At 75.0% G+C, this 18128-nt stretch carries 16 protein-coding genes; 5 read left to right on the forward strand and 11 right to left on the reverse strand.

Annotated elements, in window-relative coordinates; all coding sequences use genetic code 11:
* Positions 1–65 precede the first annotated feature (65 nt).
* The gene (locus EDC57_RS05155; protein ID WP_170165041.1) at positions 66–1130 is read left to right on the forward strand and encodes a lipid A deacylase LpxR family protein; all 1065 of its coding nucleotides are present in this window, start codon (positions 66–68) and stop codon (positions 1128–1130) included.
* Here EDC57_RS05155 and EDC57_RS05160 read toward each other — a convergent pair.
* Positions 1111–3201, reverse strand: coding sequence for a molybdopterin-dependent oxidoreductase (locus EDC57_RS05160; RefSeq protein WP_123400763.1), 2091 nt, complete (start codon positions 3199–3201; stop codon positions 1111–1113). The two genes, EDC57_RS05155 and EDC57_RS05160, sit on opposite strands and share 20 nt — an antisense overlap.
* A gap of 188 nt (positions 3202–3389) precedes the next feature.
* Between EDC57_RS05160 and EDC57_RS05165 the strand changes: the two genes are divergently transcribed.
* A complete protein-coding gene (locus EDC57_RS05165) occupies positions 3390–3638 on the forward strand; it encodes a hypothetical protein (protein WP_123400764.1) in 249 nt (82 codons plus the stop codon).
* Between the two features lie 76 nt (positions 3639–3714).
* Here the strand turns inward: EDC57_RS05165 and phoU are convergent, their stop codons facing one another.
* The 7 genes from phoU to phoB form a co-directional block, all read right to left on the reverse strand.
* The gene (gene phoU, locus EDC57_RS05170; RefSeq protein ID WP_123400765.1) at positions 3715–4422 is read right to left on the reverse strand and encodes a phosphate signaling complex protein PhoU; all 708 of its coding nucleotides are present in this window, start codon (positions 4420–4422) and stop codon (positions 3715–3717) included.
* Positions 4423–4438: 16 nt separating this feature from the next.
* Complete coding sequence (pstB, locus tag EDC57_RS05175; protein WP_281272248.1) at positions 4439–5269, reverse strand: phosphate ABC transporter ATP-binding protein PstB; 831 nt, start codon at positions 5267–5269, stop codon at positions 4439–4441.
* 17 nt (positions 5270–5286) lie between these two features.
* Positions 5287–6213, reverse strand: coding sequence for a phosphate ABC transporter permease PstA (pstA, locus tag EDC57_RS05180; RefSeq protein ID WP_123400766.1), 927 nt, complete (start codon positions 6211–6213; stop codon positions 5287–5289).
* On the reverse strand, positions 6213–7160 hold the full coding sequence (gene pstC / locus EDC57_RS05185; protein ID WP_123400767.1) for a phosphate ABC transporter permease subunit PstC: 948 nt from the start codon (positions 7158–7160) through the stop codon (positions 6213–6215). The genes pstA and pstC overlap by 1 nt, the downstream gene beginning before the upstream one ends.
* Before the next feature lie 127 nt (positions 7161–7287).
* Positions 7288–8301, reverse strand: coding sequence for a PstS family phosphate ABC transporter substrate-binding protein (locus EDC57_RS05190; RefSeq protein WP_123400768.1), 1014 nt, complete (start codon positions 8299–8301; stop codon positions 7288–7290).
* A 78-nt stretch (positions 8302–8379) separates the two neighbouring features.
* Positions 8380–9696 carry a phosphate regulon sensor histidine kinase PhoR gene (gene phoR / locus EDC57_RS05195; protein ID WP_123400769.1) on the reverse strand — a complete coding sequence of 439 codons (1317 nt, stop codon included), beginning with the start codon at positions 9694–9696 and terminating at the stop codon, positions 8380–8382.
* 5 nt (positions 9697–9701) lie between these two features.
* Complete coding sequence (phoB, locus tag EDC57_RS05200) at positions 9702–10391, reverse strand: phosphate regulon transcriptional regulator PhoB (protein ID WP_123400770.1); 690 nt, start codon at positions 10389–10391, stop codon at positions 9702–9704.
* A gap of 62 nt (positions 10392–10453) precedes the next feature.
* On the opposite strand from phoB, the gene EDC57_RS05205 reads away from it, so the two are divergent.
* The 3 genes from EDC57_RS05205 to EDC57_RS05215 all read left to right on the forward strand — a co-directional run bounded on the left by EDC57_RS05205 (position 10454) and on the right by EDC57_RS05215 (position 16410).
* On the forward strand, positions 10454–11446 hold the full coding sequence (locus EDC57_RS05205; RefSeq protein ID WP_123400771.1) for a glycosyltransferase: 993 nt from the start codon (positions 10454–10456) through the stop codon (positions 11444–11446).
* A gap of 166 nt (positions 11447–11612) precedes the next feature.
* Positions 11613–12836, forward strand: a complete 1224-nt coding sequence (locus EDC57_RS05210) for an ammonium transporter (RefSeq protein ID WP_123400772.1) — start codon at positions 11613–11615, stop codon at positions 12834–12836.
* A 142-nt stretch (positions 12837–12978) separates the two neighbouring features.
* Complete coding sequence (locus tag EDC57_RS05215; RefSeq protein WP_123400773.1) at positions 12979–16410, forward strand: bifunctional diguanylate cyclase/phosphodiesterase; 3432 nt, start codon at positions 12979–12981, stop codon at positions 16408–16410.
* Here EDC57_RS05215 and EDC57_RS05220 read toward each other — a convergent pair.
* Genes EDC57_RS05220 through fliK form a run of 3 tightly spaced genes read right to left on the reverse strand, consistent with a single transcriptional unit; the run spans position 16395 to position 18114 of the window.
* The gene (locus tag EDC57_RS05220) at positions 16395–16808 is read right to left on the reverse strand and encodes a 6-pyruvoyl trahydropterin synthase family protein (RefSeq protein ID WP_123400774.1); all 414 of its coding nucleotides are present in this window, start codon (positions 16806–16808) and stop codon (positions 16395–16397) included. The genes EDC57_RS05215 and EDC57_RS05220 overlap by 16 nt on opposite strands.
* A complete protein-coding gene (locus EDC57_RS05225; protein ID WP_123400934.1) occupies positions 16805–17113 on the reverse strand; it encodes an EscU/YscU/HrcU family type III secretion system export apparatus switch protein in 309 nt (102 codons plus the stop codon). The genes EDC57_RS05220 and EDC57_RS05225 overlap by 4 nt, the downstream gene beginning before the upstream one ends.
* Positions 17113–18114 (reverse strand): flagellar hook-length control protein FliK, encoded by a 1002-nt coding sequence (fliK, locus tag EDC57_RS05230; protein WP_148051431.1) that lies wholly within the window; start codon positions 18112–18114, stop codon positions 17113–17115. Before fliK ends, EDC57_RS05225 begins: the two co-directional genes overlap by 1 nt.
* Positions 18115–18128 lie beyond the last annotated feature (14 nt).

Here is an 18128-nt window from a genome sequence, read left to right on the forward strand (position 1 = left end):
CCCTGCAATCCGGTGTTTCCGAGGTTATCATTCGAATCGCTCGATCATACGGGGGATTGAGGACGATGCCAACGGCGCGCTGGACGGGGGTGGTGCTGCTCGGGCTCGCGGCGCTTGCGGCGCATGCCGACCCGGGGGACGTGGGCCGGCCCGAGCCCGGGGCGGTGCGCGCGGGCGGCTGGTCGTTCCACATCGACAACGACGCCTTCGGCCTGACCCCCAGCGACCGGGACTACACCGGCGGCTTCGCCTTCACCCTCTACGGCGACCGCGTCCTCGACCACCCCCTCTCCATCCACGCGCTGCTGCGCGGGTTCGACCGCCTCGTCGGCGTCGAGCGCCTGGCGCGGGCCGGGCGGACGCGCCGCCACGCCCTCGAGTTCGGCATCGCCGCCTTCACCCCGAGCGACATCACCCGCGCCGAGCCCGTCCCCGACGACCACCCCTACGGCTGCGTGATCTTCGTCGGGGCCACGACCGGCCGCCCGCTGCCGGCGCAGGGGGTGAGCTACGACACCAACCTCACCCTCGGCCTGCTCGGCACCTCCGTCTGCGAGACGATGCAGGAGGGCCTGCACGCCACCTTCAGCGGCGACGATCCGCGCGGCTGGGACCACCAGATCTCCGATGGCGGCGAGCCCACCTTCCGCTGGAGCCTCAACCGCAACGCGCTGCTGTGGGCGCGGCGCGGCGCGGGGGGCACCCGCGAGCTCGTGTGGACGGCGGAGGCGGCCCTCGGCGGCATCACCGGCCTCGGGGTGGGCCTCGGCTGGCGCTCGGGGCGCATCGCGAGCCCGTGGTGGAGCTTCACGCCCCAGGAGGCCGAGTACATCGTCCTCGGCGGCGGCGGCACCGGCGATCGCGGCCGCGGCGACCGCTACCTGTGGGCCGGCCTCATGCTGCGTTACCGGCTCTACAACGTGCTCCTGCAGGGGCAGTTCCGCGACAGCGACGTGACCTTCTCCCGCGACGAGCTCCGTCCCGTCGTGGGCGAGGCCTGGGTCGGCTACACCTTCCCGGGCCCGTGGGGGCTGGAGCTCAGCGTCGCCGTGCGCGCCCGCTCCCAGGAGATCGAGGCCCTGGACGACATCCCGGTCTGGGGCAGCCTCGTCATCCGCCGTCCCGACTGAGCCGGGCGCCTCCGGGCGGCGGTGCCGGGCGCACCGCCACCGCGGTGTCGTGGAAGGCGGCGCCGCCGCGGGGCGCGGGGCGGTCGGCGGCCACCAGGGCGTTGGCGCCCAGGCCGTCGGCGAAGGCGGCGCCGGGCCAGATGCCCTCCAGGCAAACGGTCCCGGGGGCGAGGCCCTCGCGGATGCGGGCGCGCAGGCGGATGCGGCCGCGGCGGCTCGCCACCTCCACCCAGTCGCCATCGCCGATGCCGCAGGCGGCGGCGTCGTCGGGACGGATCTGCAGGCGCGGCGCCTCCTCGGCCGTGCGCGAGCCCGGCGTCTCGGTGAAGGTGGTGTTGAGGAAGCCGCGCGCCGGGGGCGTGACCAGGCGCAGGGGGTACGCCGCGTCCGCGGGCTCGTTCACCGCCCAGTGGTCGGGCAGCGGGGGCATGGCCGCCCCCTCCGGACCCAGCGCCGCCCACTCGGGGCGGAAGCGGAAGCGCCCGTCGGGCCAGGCGAAGCCGTCGAGGAAGCGCATCCGCTCCGAGGGCAGGGCGCAGTCGTGGAGGCGGGTGCGCTCGAGCTCGGCAAGGGGCGGATAGCCCGAGCGCTCCAGGGTCGCGGCGATGAGCTCCAGCGCGCTCATGCCGAAGCCCGGGTGCTCGGCGCCGAGGCGCGCGGCGAGGGCGCACACCACCTCGTGGTTGGAGCGGCACGCGCCGGGCGGTTCCACCACCTTGCGGCCGAGCTGCAGGAAGGTGTGGCCGTAGCTCTGGTAGAGGTCGTCGTGCTCCAGGAACATCGTGGCCGGCAGCACGATGTCGGCGAGGCGTGCGGTGGCGGTGAGGAACTGCTCGTGCACGCAGAGGAAGAGGTCCTCGCGGGCGAGCCCCGCCCGCACCCGCGCCGAGTCCGGCGCCACCTCCGCGGGATTGGTGTTCTGGATCAGCATCGCGGTCACGGGCGGTCCGCCCGCGAGCGCCTCGGGTTCGCCCGCCAGCACGGCCCCGATGCGGGACATGTCCAGGCTGCGCACGCCGTCGCGGCGGGCGTCGAGGCCCTCGATGAGGGTCTTGTCGGTGTGGAAGACGCCGCTGGTGGCGAGCAGCGCCCCGCCGCCGCGGTGGCGCCAGGCCCCCGTGACCGCGGGCAGGCAGCTCACGGCGTGGACGTTGTGAGCGCCGTTGCGCTGGCGGCTCATGCCGAGCCCGAGGCGGATGAAGCTGCGGCGGGTGGCGCCGTAGAGGCGGGCGAAGGCCTCGATCTCGGCGGCGGGGACGCCGGTGATCGGCTCCGCCCAGGCGGGGCCGCGGTGGCGCAGGTGGGCCTCGAGGGCCTCGGCGTCGCGGGTGTAGCGGGCGAGGTAGTCGCGGTCGGCGAACCCGTCGCGGAAGAGGACGTGCATCACCGCGCAGGCCAGCGCGCCGTCGGTGCCCGGGCGGGGGGCGAGGTGCAGGTCCGCCTTCTCGGCGGTGGGCGTGCGCACCGGGTCCACCACCACCAGGCGGGCGCCGCGCCGGCGGGCGCGGGCGACGTGGGTCATGACGTTGACCTGGGTCGCCACCGCGTTGCAGCCCCAGATCACGATGAGCTCGCTCTCGGCCAGCTCCCGCGGGTCGGTGCCGCGCAGCGCCCCGGCGCCGGCGATCCAGCCCGGATAGCCGATGCCGGTGCAGATGTTGGTCTCCTGGCCCGACCAGCCCAGGCAGTGGCGCAGCCGGTTGATGCCGTCGCGCTGCACGAGCCCCATGGTGCCGGCGTAGTAGTAGGGCCAGACCGTCTCGGGCCCGTGGCGGGCGGCGGCCTCGGCCAGCCGTTCCGCCACCTCGTCCAGGGCCGCCTCCCACGAGACCGGCACGAAGCGCCCCTCGCCCTTGGCCCCGACGCGGCGCAGCGGCTGCACGAGGCGGTCTGGGTGGTGGAGGCGCTCGGCGTAGCGGGCCACCTTGGCGCAGATGACCCCGGCGGTGTAGGGGTTGCGGCGGCTGCCGCGGATCCGCCCGATGCGCCCGCCCGGGTGCACCTCCACCTCCAGGGCGCAGGCCGAGGGGCAGTCGTGGGGGCAGACGGCGGGCTCGACGCGGATGCTCACGGGCGGGGTCTCCGGGGCGGGAAGCGGCCGGTGCGGGGGTGGTGCGGGTGCATGGCGCCAGTATACGCGGCCCGCGCCCCTTTTTCGCACCGGGCCGGTAAGGATCCGGGCGGAGGCCGGGTCTCATGGTGCGAGGGGCGGCGATTGCACGCCCTGCAAGCGAAGCGAAGATCTGAGGAGAACGCGAGATGAAGACTCACGAGATGCTGAAGGGTGTGCTGGGTGCGGTGCTGCTGTCGGGGCTGGCGATGACGGCGACGGCGGGGACGCTGGAGTACGGGCAGGACCGCAGCGGCGAGCCGGCGGTGGTGGCGAGCGTGTCGCAGCCGGGCGGCGGGCTGGTGGCGGCGGACGACCGCAGCGGCGAGCCGGCGGTGCGGGCGACGCGGGGCGTGATCGGCACGGCGGCGCTGGGCTTCGCCGACGACCGCAGCTGAGCGGAACGGAGCCCGCCTGCGGGCGGGTGCCCCGCGAAGGCCCGGCCCTGCGCCGGGCCTTCGCGCGTCGGCGCCGCTACTCGCGGTGCTCCAGGGGGGCGGGGTGGGTGTGGCGGATGTCCTTGCCCTCCACGAGGTAGATCACGTACTCGCAGATGTTCTTCGCGTGGTCGCCGATGCGCTCCAGCGCCCGCGCGCACCAGATGACGTCGAGGACGCGCTTGATCGTGCGCGGGTCCTCCATCATGTAGGTGATGAGCTGGCGCAGGACCGCCTCGTACTCCTTGTCGACGCGCTCGTCGGCGGCCGCCACCTCGTAGGCGGCCCGGGTGTCGGTGCGGGCGAAGGCGTCCAGCGCCCCGTGCAGGACCTGCTGCACCCGCTCGCCCAGGGTTTCCACCTCGCCGTAGTAGCGCGCCGGGTCGGAGACCTCGGCGAGACGGACCGCCATGCGGCCGATCTTCTCGGCCTCGTCGCCGATGCGCTCGAGGTCGGTGATGGTCTTGATGATGGCCACGATGAAGCGCAGGTCGGAGGCCGCCGGCTGGCGCAGGGCGATGATCTTGCTGCACTCGTCGTCGATGGCCACCTCGAGGGCGTTGACCTTGGCGTCGTTGGCGATGACGTGCTCGCCGAGGGCGCCGTCGCCCTCGGCCAGCGCCCGCAGGGCGTCGCGCAGCTGCTCCTCCACCAGCCCGCCCATGGCGAGGACGCGGTTGCGCACGTCCTCGAGCTCCTCGTCGAAGCGGTGGGAGATGTGGTGTCCGATCTCGGGCTTCCTCATGACGGCTTCCTCCGCCTCAGCCGAAGCGGCCGGTGATGTAGTCCTCGGTGCGCTTCTCGCGCGGCCGCGTGAAGATCTCCTCGGTGGGGCCGAACTCCACCAGCTCGCCGAGGTGCATGAAGGCCGTGTAGTCGGAGACGCGGGCGGCCTGCTGCATGTTGTGGGTGACGATGAGGATGGTGAGCCGCTCGCGCAGCTCCGTCACCAGCTCCTCGATGCTGGCGGTGGCGATGGGGTCGAGGGCCGAGGTGGGCTCGTCGAGGAGCAGCATCTCCGGCTCCGTCGCCAGCGCCCGGGCGATGCAGAGCCGCTGCTGCTGGCCGCCGGAGAGGTCGAAGGCGGAGCGGTGCAGCCGGTCCTTGACCTCGTCCCACAGCGCCGCCTGGCGCAGCGCCCGCTCCACCCGCTCGTCCAGGACGCGCCGGCGCGAGATGCCGCGGATGCGCAGCCCGTAGGCGACGTTCTCGTAGATGGACTTGGGGAACGGGTTCGGCTTCTGGAACACCATGCCGATGCGCATGCGCACCGTGATGGGGTCGACGCGGCGGTCGATGATGTTGATGTCGTCGGGGAAGAGGCGGATCTCGCCCTCGTAGCGGGCGCCCTCGACGAGGTCGTGCATGCGGTTGAAGCAGCGCAGGAAGGTGCTCTTGCCGCAGCCCGAGGCCCCGATCAGGGCCGTGACCCGGCGCTCGCGGATGACCATGGAGACGCCGCGCAGGGCGTGGAACTCGCCGTAGTGGAAGTTGAGGTCGCGGACCTCGACCTTGGGCGGCGCATCGTCCTGGGCCTGCGCAGGGGCGCGACCCGAGAGGTCGAGGGCGGGCATGGTGGTCGGCTGCTCCATGGGGCGGCTCCTCGGGCTCACCAGCGCACGCGCCGGCGGAAGCGGTTGCGGATGACGATGGCGGCCGCGTTCATGGCCAGGGTCATGACGATGAGGACGACGCCGGCGGCGGCGGCGTTGACCGCGAAGGCGGCCTGGGGGCGCGAGACCCAGTTGAACATCTGGATCGGCATCACCGTGAAGGGGGCGGTCAGCCACTCGAAGGAGACGAAGGGGAACTCGGCCTTGAAGGGCGGATCGGGCAGGAAGGCGATGAAGGTCAGCGCGCCGATGGTGATCACCGGGGCGGTCTCGCCGATGGCCCGCGCCAGGCCCATGATCACCCCCGTGAGGATGCCGCCGGTGGAGTAGGGCAGGATGTGGTGCCACATCACCTGCCACTTGGTGGCGCCGAGGGCATAGACGGCCTCGCGCACCGCCGACGGGATGGCGCGCAGCGCCTCGCGGGTGGCGACGATGATCATGGGCAGGATCAGCAGGGCGAGGGTGATGCCGGCGGCGAGGATGCTCTCGCCGAGGCGGAACTGGTGCACCAGCAGGCCGAGGGCGAGCAGGCCGTAGATGATGGAAGGGACTCCGGCGAGGTTGTTGATGTTGATCTCGATCACGGTGGTGAGCCAGTTGCGGGGAGCGTACTCCTCGAGATAGACACCAGAGAGGACCCCCACCGGGACCGCTGCCGCGGCCGTGACCAGCATCACCGCGAAGGTGCCCACGATGGCGGGGAGGATGCCCGCGCGGTGGGCGAAGCGCGAGGGGTAGCCGGTGAGGAACTCCCAGTTCAGGCGCGGCCAGCCGTCGATGAGCAGATCGACGAACAGCGCCGTCAGCACCAGCAGCGCGACGAAGAGCACGAGCAGACCCAGCACCGCGAAGGCGGCGTCGCGCCGCTCGTTGGCGCGCGCGATGCGCTCGATGGCGCGGGGGTCGGCGGCGACGGACATCAGTAGACCTCCCGGATCCTTGCCCGCAGCATGTAGCCGAGGATGTTGAAGGCGAGGGTGACGAGGAACAGTGTCAGCCCCGCGGCGAAGATGGTCTGGTAGCCGATGCTGCCGTGGGGCACGTCCCCGAGGCTCACCTGGACGATGTAGGCGGTGATGGTGGCCGCCCCCTCGAGGGGGTTGAAGGTGAAGTTCGGCTGCTGTCCGGCGGCCACCGCCACCACCATGGTCTCGCCCACGGCGCGGGACATGCCGAGGATGTAGGCGCCGGCGATGCCCGAGAAGGCCCCCGGCACCACCACCCGCAGCGCCGTCTGCAGCCGCGTCGCCCCCATGGCGTAGGAGCCCTCGCGCATGGCCTTGGGCACGGCGCGCATGGCGTCCTCGCTGATGGAGGCCACGTACGGGATGATCATGATCCCCATCACGAGGCCCGCCGAGAGCATGTTGAAGGTGGGCAGGTTCGGGTGGATCCGCTGCAGCAGCGGGGTGAGGAAGAGCAGGGCGAAGTAGCCGAAGACCACGGTGGGCACCCCCGCGAGCAGCTCCAGCACGGGCTTGACCGCCTCGCGCACGCGCGCGCCGGCGAACTCGCTGAGGTAGATGGCGCTGATGGTGCCGCCCGGGATCGCCACCACGAGGGCCACCGCCGAGGTGACCAGCGTGCCCGCGAGCAGCGGCAGGATCCCGTAGTGGGCGTCGGCGAAGAGCGGGGTCCACTGGGTGTCGGTGAAGAAGTCCGAGAGCGGCACGTGGCGGAAGAAGGCCACCGACTCCTTCACCAGGACGTAGACGATGCCGAGGGTGACGAGGATCGAGAAGGCCGCGGCGGCGAAGAGGACCGCGCGCATGACGGCGTCGGCGGCCTTCGCCCGGCGCAGGTGGACGGCCTCGCGCCGGCGCAGCTCGGCGGCCGAGAGGGCGGCCTCCTCGGTGCTCACGTTCATGGCGGACAGGCTCCCGGTGCGACGGCTACGGCGGGCGCAAGCCTAGGCGCCGAATGTGACAGGACGATGACAGCCCCTCCCCCGCCCTCCCCGCAGCGCGGGGAGGGCGGGGGAGGGGCCCGGGCGGTCAGTCCCTGCGCTCCCGTCGCAGCAGCTCCTCGATGCGGATCCCCACGTGGGAACCTTCCTCGAAGACGGTGCCGGTGACGCCGCGGCGGAAGTGCTCGAGGGCGAGGTCGTAGGCCTGCTCGGGCAGGGGCACGTATCCCACGTCCCGGACGAGCTGCGGCGCCACCGCCTTGTCCAGGTACATCTCCACGAACTGCCGCACCTCGGGGCGCCGCGCCGCCTCGGCGTTGACGTAGATGAACATCGGGCGCGACAGCGGCTGGTAGGTGCCGTTGCGGGCGGTCTCCAGCGACGGGGCCACGGGCGGGCGGTCGCCGTGCCGGATGGGCACCGCCCGCAGCCTGCCGCGGTTCTCCTCGTAGTAGGCGAGCCCGAAGTAGCCCAGCGCCCCGCGGTCGCCCGCGACCCCCTGGACGAGGACGTTGTCGTCCTCGCTGGGGGTGTAGTCGCCGCGGCTCGCCCCGGCCTCGCCCACCACCGCCTCGGTGAAGTAGTCGAAGGTGCCGGAGTCCGAGCCGGGGCCGTAGAGGCGCAGCGGCACGTCGGGCCAGCCGGGCCGCACCTGGCTCCAGCGCAGGATCCTGCCCTGGGCCGCGGGCTCCCAGATCCGGCGCAGCTCCTCCACGGTCAGGTGGTCGACCCAGTCGTTGCGCGGGTTGACCACCACGGTGAGGGCGTCGAAGGCCACGGGCAGCTCGATGAAGCGCACGCCGTTTTCGGCGCAGGCCTTGCGCTCCTTGGGGCGGATGGGGCGGGAGGCGTCGGCGATGTCGATCTCGCCGCGGCAGAACTTCTTGAACCCGCCCCCGGTGCCCGAGATCCCCACCGTGACCCGGATCCGGCCCCGGTGGGCGATCTGGAACTCCTCCGCCACCGCCTCGGTGATGGGGTAGACGGTGGAGGAGCCGTCGATGCGGATCAGTTCGGCGGCCGCGGCGGGGCCCGGCAGCGCGGCCGCGGCCAGGGCGAGGGCCGCGAGCGCCCCGAGGGCACGATGGCTCGGTGCGGTCATGTCGCTCCTGCTCCTCTTCTCGTGGGAACCGGCGCCCACCCTAGCAGGCGGGTGTGACGGTTTCGTGACAGCCCCGGTTCAGCCTGCGGCCTCCGCCTCGGCGCGGCGGCGCACGCGCGCGGCGTCGAAGCGGCAGCGGAAGGTGGAGCCCCGGCCCACGGCGCTCTCGATCTCGAGCCTCGCGCCGTGGCGGGCGAGGACGTGGCGGACGATGGCAAGCCCCAGGCCGGTGCCGCCGCTCTCGCGCGAGCGGGCGACATCCACGCGGTAGAAGCGCTCGGTCAGGCGCGGGATGTGGGGGGCGGGGATGCCGATGCCGGTGTCGGTGACCACGAAGACGGCGCCGTCGCCCTCGGCCCCCCAGCGGATGGTGATGCGCCCGCCGTCCGGGGTGTACTGCACGGCGTTGTGGACGAGGTTGGCGAAGGCGCTTCGCAGCTCGCCCTCGGCGCCGAGGAGGACGAGCCCCTCGTCCGCCTCCACCTCGATCCGGTGCCGGCGCGGCCCCGAGAGCAGGCGCGCCTCGCGGGCGAGCTCCGCCGCCAGCGCCGCCACCGCCACCGGCCGCTCGGGCGGGGGGCGGCGGTCGCCCTCGAGGCGCGACAGCTCCAGCAGGTCCTCGACCAGGTGGCGCATGCGCGTGGTCTGCTCGGCCACGGCCTGGATCTCGGCCCGCCAGGCGCCCAGGGTGTCGCCGTCGGGGGCCTCGGACAGCGCCTCCACGTGGCCGGTCATGACGGTGAGGGGCGTGCGCAGCTCGTGGGAGACGTTGGCCACGAAGTCGCGCCGGATCCGCTCGAGCCGCTTGAGGCGGGTCACGTCGCGGGCCATGAGGAGGCGGCGGCGCTTGGCGATGGGGATGGCGACGACGCTCAGCGTGCGCGCGGGGTCGGCGGGGGCGGGGATCTCCACCGGCTCGTCGAAGGCGCCCCGCTGCAGGTAGGCCACCAGGTCCGGGTGGCGCAGCAGGGCGTTGACGTGGGCCCCGAGATCGCGGCTCTTGAGCCCCAGGAGGCGGCCGGCGGCGTCGTTGAACCACTCGATCTCGCCCCCGGGGGAGACCACCACGGTGGCGTCGGGGATGGCGCGGGTCGATTCCTGGAAGCGGCGGATGATCTTGGCAAGCTTCTTCTTGCGCTTGCGGTTGCGGCCCTGGAGGCGGTGCAGGCCGTCGAAGACCTCGCCCCACAGGCCGGGGGCCTCCGGCGGCTCGGCCTTGCGCCCGTCGGCGAGCCAGGCGAGGAGGCGGGCGATCTGGACCAGGTGCCAGCCGAGATAGAGCAGAAGCCCCGTGCCCACGGCGGCGCCGGCGCGCTCCAGCGGCGCCGCCGCGGCGGCGAGGAGGGCGAGGCCTGCCGCCACCCACAGCAGCTCGCGCAGGAGCGGGCCCGCCATGCCCCTCAGACCCTCGCCGCGCAGCGGTAGCCCGCGCCGCGCACGGTCTGCACCAGCCCGTCGAGGCCGAAGGGGGCGAGCGCCTTGCGCAGGCGGCGCACGCCCACGTCCACCGTGCGCTCCTCCACCGCGGCCTCCCGCCCCCAGACGCGGTCGAGGAGCTCGGCGCGGGAGAAGACCCGCCCGGGATGGGCGGCGAGGAAGGCGAGGAGGCGGAACTCGGTGGGGCTGAGGGCGAGCTCGCACCCCCCCACGCGGGCGGCGTGGGCGGCGCGGTCCACCTCGATGGGGCCGAGGCGCACCGTCTCCCGCGCGTCGCGCCCGCTGCGGCGCAGCACGGCGTGGATGCGCGCGATGAGCTCCCGCGGCGAGAAGGGCTTGGTGACGTAGTCGTCGGCGCCGGCCTCCTCCAGCGCCCGCAGCTTGTCCTCCTCGGCCCCGCGCGCGGTGACCAGGATCACCGGCAGCTCCCGCGTCGCCTCCTCCCGGCGCAGGCGGCGCAGAAGCTCGAGCCCGCTGATCCCGGGCAGCATCCAGTCCAGCAGCACGAGATCGGGCGGCTCGCGCCCGATGAGGCGGCGCGCCTGCACCGCGTCGGGGGCCGTGCGCACCGCGAACCCCGCCCGCCGCAGGGCACCCTCCAGCATCTCGCGGATGGCCCGCTCGTCCTCGACGATGAGGATGGTCGCGCTCATGGAGACGTCCCTCGGCGGTGCCGGGCCCGCCGCCGGTGGCGGACATGGTACAACGGGCGCCCATGCGGCCGAGAGTCTCGGTGGTGATGCCGGTGCGCGACGGCGGGGCGGCCCTGGCCGCCGCGGTGGAGAGCATCCTCGCCCAGACCCTGGGCGAGCTCGAGCTCATCGTGGTGGACGACGGCAGCCGCGACGGCGCGCCCGGGCGCCTGCCGCGCGACGCCCGCCTGCGCGTGGTGCCGGCGGCGGGGCGCGGCATCGTCGCCGCGCTCAACACCGGGATCGCCCTTGCGCGGGCGCCGCTGGTGGCGCGCATGGACGCCGACGACCTCGCCCATCCCGAGCGGCTCGCGCGCCAGCTCGCCTGGCTCGAGGCCTGCCCGGAGGCGGGCATCTGCGGCGCGCAGGTGGAGATCGTCACCGACGCCGGCCCCCCCGGCGGGGGCTTCCGCCGCTACCGGGACTGGCTCAACGGCCTGCGCAGCCCCGCCGCCATCGCGCGCGAGATCTTCGTCGAGAGCCCGATCCCCCATCCCACCGCGGTGATCCGGCGCGCGGTGCTCGAGCGTCTCGGCGGCTACCGCGAGGTCCCCTGGCCCGAGGACTACGACCTGTGGCTGCGGGCGTGGGCGGCCGGCGTACCCATGGGCAAGCCCGAGGGGGTGCTGCTCGCCTGGCGCGATCGCCCCGGGCGGTTGTCGCGGTGCGATCCGCGCTGCAGCCCCGCCGCCTTCCGCGCGGCACGGGCGCACTTCCTCGCGCGCACCGTGCTCGCCGCCGGGCGCTGCGTGATCTGGGGTGCGGGCCCCACGGGGGCGCGGCTCGCCGACGCCCTCGCCGCCGAGGGGGTCGCGGTGGCCGCCTTCGTCGACATCGACCCGCGCAAGATCGGGCGCACCCGTCGCGGGCGCCCGATCCGCCCGGTCTCGGCGCTGGCCCGCGCGAACCTCCCGGTGGTGGTGGCGGTGGGCGCGGCGGGGGCGCGCGAGACCATCCGCGCCGCACTCCCCGGGCTCGGGCGGCGCGAGGGACGCGATCTCTGGTTCGCGGCCTGAGACGCGGCTGCACCATCCCGGTGCACGCCGGCCCCGTCTGCACCGTCGCGGTGCCCATGGGCGGTGCCCAGGCCCTTGGGATCGGGGACCGCCGGCACCGCCCGAGCTGGCCCGATGTTTGCAATTGCGGTCTCCGTTCGGTTTCCGGAGACAGGGGGATCGTGCCATGCCCAAGGGGCCCGTCGCGGGGGACGTGCTGTTCATCCTCATCGGTGCCGTCATGGTGCTCGCCATGCACGCCGGGTTCGCCTTCCTCGAGCTCGGGACGGTGCGCGCCAAGAACCAGGTCAATGCCCTGACGAAGATCCTGGCCGACCTCTGCGTCTCGGCGGTGGCCTATTTCCTCGTCGGCTACGGTATCGCCTACGGTGTCGGCTTCTGGCGCGGCGCGGCGGCCCTGAGCGCGGACCACGGCTACGAGCTGGTGCGCTTCTTCTTCCTCTTCACCTTCGCCGCGGCGATCCCGGCCATCGTCTCCGGCGGCATCGCCGAGCGCGCCCGCTTCTACCCCCAGCTTGCCGCCACCTTCCTCCTCGTGGCCCTGGTCTATCCGTTCTTCGAGGGTGTGGTCTGGAACGGCAACCTCGGCCTGCAGGCCTGGCTGGAGGCCACCTTCGGGGCTCCGTTCCACGACTTCGCAGGCTCCGTGGTGGTGCACGCGGTGGGCGGCTGGATCGGGCTCGCCGCGGTCCTGCACCTGGGGGCGCGCCGCGGCCGCTACGGCCGCGACGGGCGCGTCGCCGCCCACCCTCCGTCGAGCATCCCCTTCCTCGCCCTCGGCGCCTGGGTGCTGATCGTGGGCTGGTTCGGCTTCAACGTGATGTCGGCCCAGCGCCTGGAGGCGGTCTCGGGGCTCGTGGCCCTCAACAGCCTCATGGCCATGGTCGGGGGGACGCTGGCCGCGCTGCTGGCCGGCCGCAACGATCCGGGCTTCCTCTACAACGGCCCGCTGGCCGGGCTGGTGGCGGTGTGCGCGGGCTCCGATCTCATGCACCCGGCCGGGGCCTTCGTGACCGGTGCGGTGGCCGGCGGGCTCTTCGTCTGGACCTTCACCCTGGCGCAGAACCGGTGGCGCATCGACGACGTCCTCGGCGTGTGGCCGCTGCACGGGCTCTGCGGCGCCTGGGGCGGCATCGCCGCCGGGCTCTTCGGGGCCGAGGCCCTGGGCGGCCTCGGCGGGGTGAGCCTGGCGGCGCAGGCGGCGGGTACCGCGGCCGGGGTCGCGATCGGCTTTGCCGGCGGCTTCGTGGTCTACGGGCTGCTCAAGGCCGCCGTGGGCATCCGCCTTGGCGAGGAAGAGGAGTTCGCCGGGGCCGATCTCGCCATCCACCGCATCAGCGCGACACCCGAGCTGGACACCGGACTCGGCCGCAGCCTCGGCGAAGGCTGACCCCGCTGCCGCGGGCGCCCGCCGGCCGCGGTGATCCACCGGAATTTCCAGTCGAATCTATCAGGAATGATCAGTTCCTTGCCGTTCCCCTCCAGCGGCGGGCAGAATGCACACAGGAGGGCAAGAGAGGGCCGGCGGGACCGTGGACGGGGCACGCGCGGGATGGCGCGCCTGGATCGCCGGGGGCGCTGCGGCGCTGGCGGCGGCGGCGCTCGTCCTCGCCGCGGCCTGGCGGCTCGAGCGCATCGAGGCGGAGCAGGCCCGCGCGCGGGCGCGGGTCGCGGTGTGGGAGACGGCCTCGCACCTCAGGGTCCGCCTCGAGCAGGCGGTGAACGAGCGCCTGCACCTCGCCACCGGGCTCGCCGCCTTCGTCCGCGCCGAGCCCGGCTTGACCCCCGAGGCCTTCCGCCTCTACGCCGCCGCGCTGCACCGGATCTATCCCGACGTGCGCAGTCTGCAGCTCGCCCCGGGCGCGGTGGTGCGCCACGTCTACCCCCTGGCCGGCAACGAGGCCGCCCTCGGCCATGATCTGCTGGCCGACCCGGCGCGGCGCGAGGCGGCCGAGCGGGCCATCCGCGAGCACTCGATGGTGGTCGCGGGGCCGGTGCAGCTGCGCCAGGGCGGGGTCGGCATCATCGCCCGCCTGCCTGTGTACCTGCCCGCCGCCGCCGGCGGGGAGCGCTTCTGGGGCTTCGCCATCGTCCTCCTGGACCTGGAGCCGGTGCTGCGGGCCGGGGGGCTGGTGCCGCCGCCCGCGGGGCTGATGGTGGCCCTGCGCGGGCGCGACGGCCTCGGCGCGCGCGGGGAGGTCTTTTACGGGCCGCCGGAGCTCTTCCGGCGGGACGCGGTGCGGTTCGAGATCGCGCTGCCGCACGGGAGCTGGCAGCTTGCGGCGGCGCCCGCCGGGGGCTGGCCGGCGGCGCGGCAGGAGCGGGCGCGGTTCTGGCTGGTGGCGGCGCTGCTCGCGGCGGCCCTGGGGGCGGCCGCCGGGCTGCTGGTGGCCTGGCCGCTGCGGCTGCGCTGGCGGGTGGGGCAGGCCACCGCGGCGGTGGAGGAGCAGCTCCTGTTCCAGCGGGCGCTGCTGGAGGCGGTGCCGCTGCCGGTCTTCCACAAGGGCCTGGACGGGCGCTTACTGGGCGGCAACGCGGCCGCCGAGCGCCTCTTCGGGGTGGGTCCCGGCGGGCTTGCGGGGCGGCGCATCGCCGAGCTCCTGCCCCAGCAGGCGGCCGAGTGCGAGGCGACCGAGGAGGCGCTGCTTGCGGCCGGCGAGGCGCGGGCGATGCCGCTGCGGCTGCCGGGGCCCGGGGGCCGGGGGCGTGAGCTCGTGGTGCACAAGGCCCCCTGGCGCGACCACGAGGGGCGCCTCAGGGGCCTCATCGGCGTGGCGGTGGAGGTCACGCGCGAGCGCCGCCTGGAGCGGATGCTCGAGACCGCGGCCGTGGGTTTCTCCGGCGCCTCCGGGAGGGCCTGGCATCGCTGCCTCGTGCGCTACCTGCGCGAGGTCTTGGAGGCCGATTGGGTCTACGTCGGCGAGCTGGAGGAGGGGGGCGGCGAGGCCCGCATCCGCGCTGTGGCCGTGGCCGGGTCGGAGGGCGACGGCCCCCTCTTCGCCTATCCCCTGCGGGGTGCGCCCTGCGAGCAGGCCCTCGCGGCCCGCCGCCCGGTGCTGATCGAGGACGTGACGGAGCGCTTCCCGGGCGCGATCCTGCTGCGGCGGCTCGGGGTCGGCACCTACGCCGGCGAGCCGCTGCTGGACGCCGACGGCTCGCCCATGGGGATGCTGGTGGTGCTTCACGCGGGCCGCCCGCGCGATCCGGAGGAGGTGAGCTGGGCGCTGCGGATCTTCGCCCCGCGCGCCGCGGGCGAACTCGTGCGGGCGCGGCGGGAGGAGGCCCTGCGCGTGGGGGCGGCGGTCTTCGAGGCGAGCGGCGAGGCGATCATGGTCACCGACGCCGAGGGACGCATCCGCGCCGTCAACCCCGCCTTCACCCGCATCACCGGCTACAGCGCCGAGGAGGCGGTGGGCCAGACCCCGGCGATCCTCAAGTCCGGCCGCCACGCCGAGGACTTCTACCGGGCCATGTGGGAGGCGCTGGAACGAGAGGGGCGCTGGGAGGGCGAGATCTGGAACCGGCGCAGGAACGGGGAGGTGTTCCCCGAGTGGCTGTCCATCGCCGCGGTGCGCGACGCCGCCGGCCGGACCACCGAGTACGTCGCCGTCTTCGCCGACATCACCCGGCGCAAGGAGGACGAGGCCCGCATCTGGCGCCAGGCCAACTACGACGCGCTGACGGGGCTGCCCAACCGGACCCTCTTCTTCGACCGCCTCGCGCGCGCGGTCTCCACCGCGCGGCGCATCGGCGGGCGGCTGGCGGTGCTGTTCGTGGACCTCGACCGCTTCAAGTGGGTCAACGACACCCTCGGGCACGCCGCGGGCGATGCGCTGCTGCAGGAGGCGGCGCGCAGGCTCGCCCGCTGCGTGCGCGAGAGCGACACCGTGGCGCGCCTTGCGGGGGACGAGTTCACCGTCGTGCTGGCCGAGATCCGGCGCGCGGCCGACGCCGAGCGGGTGGCGCGGGCGATCCTCGCCGAGCTCGAGCGCCCCTACGTCCTCGAGGGCCAGGAGGTGCAGATCTCGGGCAGCGTCGGCATCGCCATCTTCCCGGAGGACGGGGAGGACGCCGAGACCCTCCTGCGCCACGCCGACGCCGCCATGTACCGGGCCAAGGAGGCCGGGCGCAACGCCTACGGCTTCTTCACCCCGGAGATGGACGCCGAGGCGGCCGAGCGCGCGGCGGTGGAGCAGGCCCTGCGCGCCGCGCTTGCGCGCGAGGAGCTCGCGCTGGTCTACCAGCCGGTGTGGGACCTCGCCGGGGAGGGCCTCGCCGGCCTCGAGGCCCTGCTGCGCTGGCACCACCCGGAGCGCGGCCTGCTCGCCCCCGAGGCCTTCCTCGCCGTCGCCGAGGAGGCGGGGCTGCTGGGGCCGCTCACGCGCTGGGTCCTCGCGCGGCTTGTCCGCGACGCCGCGCGCTGGGGCGAGGCGGGGCTTGCGCCGCTGCCGGTGGGGGTCAACCTCGCCGCCCGGCTGCTCCGCGACGGCGCCCTCCTGCACGAGGTGGTGGAGGCGGCGGGGCGCTGCGCGCCGGCCTGGCGCCTCGCGGTGGAGGTGCGCGAGGCGGCGGGCGAGGAGGGCCCGCGGGGGGCGGCCGCGCGCCTCGGCTGGCTGCAGGCCCACGGCATCGGCGTCATCCTCGACGACTTCGGCACCGGCAACGCCTCGCTGACGCGGCTGCGCAGCATGCCGCTCGAGGCGGTGAAGGTGGACGGCTCGCTCCTGCGGGAGGCGGCGGCGACACCGGCGGCGGCGCGGGTGGTGGAGGCCCTGGTGGACCTCGCCCACGGCCTCGGCCTGACCGTGATCGCCGAGCAGGCGGAGGACGAGGCGCTGGTGGCCCTCGCCCGCCGCCTCGGCTTCGACCGCGCCCAGGGCTTCGCCCTCGCCGCCCCGATGGAGCTCGAGGCCCTGCTGCGGTTCGCCTCGCGGGGCGGGGAGGCCGGTCAGGCGGGGCGGTAGCGGGCGCAGGAGGCCTCGCCCTCCCACACCGCCACCTCCACCACCGGCAGGCCCGCGCCGCGCAGCCGCTCGCAGATGAGCCGTGCGATGTTCTCGGCCGTGGGCGGGGCCTCCATCACGAACACCCGCTCGCCCGCCTCCTGCAGCGTCGGCAGCACGGGGTCGCCCGCCTGCAAAAGCAGGTTGTGGTCGAGCTCGGCGTCGATGAAGGCGTCCGCGGCGCGCTGGATCTCGCCGAAGTCGGCGACCATGCCGAGGGCGTCGAGGCCGTCGGCGGCGAGCGTGATCTCGGCGCGGGCGCTGTGCCCGTGCAGATGGCGGCAGCGGCCGGGGTGGCCCAGGAGGCGGTGGCCGTAGCAGAAGTGCACCGTGCGGGTGACCCGGTAGCGGCTGTTCATGGGCCCATTGTCCCCGATCCGCGCCGGCGCGGCGAGACGGGCGGCTCGCGCCCCGCCACCAGATAGGCGTAGGCGAGCACCGCCGCCACCGCGCGGTAGAGGGCCTCGGGGATCTCCTCCCCCAGCGGCACCCCGGCGAGGATCCGCACCAGGGCGGGGTCGTGGCGCAGCGGCACCCCCGCCTCGCGGGCGAGCGCCACGATGCGCTCGGCGAGCGCGTCGCGCCCCTTGGCCGTGACCCGCGGCGCCCCGCTGCCGTCCCAGCGCAGGGCCACGGCGCGCCGCGGCGGCGTCCGCCCCGGCATCAGGCCTCCTCGTCCACCACCGGCCCCGGCGGCCGGGCCTGCGGCAGCGGCGGCGCCGGCTCGGCGCGCACGTGGATCCCCCCCGCGGCGAGCCCCGCGGCCTCGAGCTGCGCCCGAAGCAGCGCCTCGGTGTCGGCCAGGCGACGCCGGGTGGCCTCGCGCTCGGCCCACAGGGTCACCGCCGCATCGTCCCCGCGCAGGCGGATGCGGGCCCAGACCGGGCCGAGCTCGGGAAGCTCGATCCCTACCGTCACCGACCATCCCTCCCCGGCCGCCATGCCCGGGCGCGCCTCGCGCTCGAAGCGCAGCGTCAGCGGCGCAAGCCCCTCCCCCTGCGGGAGCGGGAGCTCCACCGCGAGCACCACAGGCTCCCCCGCGCGGGGCAGGGCGCCGAGCTGCGCCGTCTCGATCCGCGCAAGCGCCCCCTCCAGCGCCTCGGCCGCCCCGCCCTCGGGGAGGTGGGCGGCGAGGCGGAGCAGCGCCGCCTTGAGATCGTCCTGCGGCGGCGGGCGTCCCTCGGCCGCGGCGCGGGCGAGGCGCGCCTCCAGGAACGGCCCGGCCGCAAGCACCGCGCGCCGCAGCCCCTCGGGGTCGCGCGGCGCCGCAAGATGCGCCCGCAGGGCCGCCGCCGCCTCCCGCGCCGGCGGGGCGAGCCGCTCCCCGGAGAGGAGCCGCAGCAGGCGCCCGAGGGCCTCGGCGAGGGGAAGCTGCCGCGGCAGCGCCGCCCGCGCAAGCGCCGCCGTCAGGACCCCGTCGTCGGCCCCCCGGAGGAGCCGCAGCACCGGCGGCGGCCCGGGCTCGGCCACCTCGAGGGCGAGCTCCTGGCCGGCGGGGAGCGGCGGCGCGCCCTCGGCGCGGTAGAGCGCCCCGCCGATGCGCAGCAGCGTCAGCTCCCCCTCGCGGCCCTCGACGCGGGCGAGGAGCACCTGTCCTGCCTGCCAGGCCCGCGGGGCCTGGGGCAGCGCACGCCCCGGTATCGTCGGCAGAAGATCGACCCGCATTGGCTCGCCCTCGG

It is taken from the genome of Inmirania thermothiophila (assembly GCF_003751635.1).
Lineage (GTDB): Bacteria > Pseudomonadota > Gammaproteobacteria > DSM-100275 > DSM-100275 > Inmirania > Inmirania thermothiophila.

Bases quoted from the DNA above. Each gene is read 5' to 3' on its own strand.
- EDC57_RS05210 (WP_123400772.1), top strand. From the start codon at position 11,613: ATGCCCAAGGGGCCCGTCGCGGGGGACGTGCTGTTCATCCTCATCGGT.
- phoB (WP_123400770.1), bottom strand. From the start codon at position 10,391: ATGAGCGCGACCATCCTCATCGTCGAGGACGAGCGGGCCATCCGCGAG.
- EDC57_RS05220 (WP_123400774.1), bottom strand. From the start codon at position 16,808: ATGAACAGCCGCTACCGGGTCACCCGCACGGTGCACTTCTGCTACGGC.
- phoR (WP_123400769.1), bottom strand. From the start codon at position 9,696: ATGGCGGGCCCGCTCCTGCGCGAGCTGCTGTGGGTGGCGGCAGGCCTC.
- phoU (WP_123400765.1), bottom strand. From the start codon at position 4,422: ATGAGGAAGCCCGAGATCGGACACCACATCTCCCACCGCTTCGACGAG.
- pstA (WP_123400766.1), bottom strand. From the start codon at position 6,213: ATGTCCGTCGCCGCCGACCCCCGCGCCATCGAGCGCATCGCGCGCGCC.
- fliK (WP_148051431.1), bottom strand. From the start codon at position 18,114: ATGCGGGTCGATCTTCTGCCGACGATACCGGGGCGTGCGCTGCCCCAG.
- pstC (WP_123400767.1), bottom strand. From the start codon at position 7,160: ATGAACGTGAGCACCGAGGAGGCCGCCCTCTCGGCCGCCGAGCTGCGC.
- EDC57_RS05205 (WP_123400771.1), top strand. From the start codon at position 10,454: ATGCGGCCGAGAGTCTCGGTGGTGATGCCGGTGCGCGACGGCGGGGCG.
- EDC57_RS05155 (WP_170165041.1), top strand. From the start codon at position 66: ATGCCAACGGCGCGCTGGACGGGGGTGGTGCTGCTCGGGCTCGCGGCG.
- EDC57_RS05225 (WP_123400934.1), bottom strand. From the start codon at position 17,113: ATGCCGGGGCGGACGCCGCCGCGGCGCGCCGTGGCCCTGCGCTGGGAC.
- pstB (WP_281272248.1), bottom strand. From the start codon at position 5,269: ATGGAGCAGCCGACCACCATGCCCGCCCTCGACCTCTCGGGTCGCGCC.
- EDC57_RS05190 (WP_123400768.1), bottom strand. From the start codon at position 8,301: ATGACCGCACCGAGCCATCGTGCCCTCGGGGCGCTCGCGGCCCTCGCC.
- EDC57_RS05165 (WP_123400764.1), top strand. From the start codon at position 3,390: ATGAAGACTCACGAGATGCTGAAGGGTGTGCTGGGTGCGGTGCTGCTG.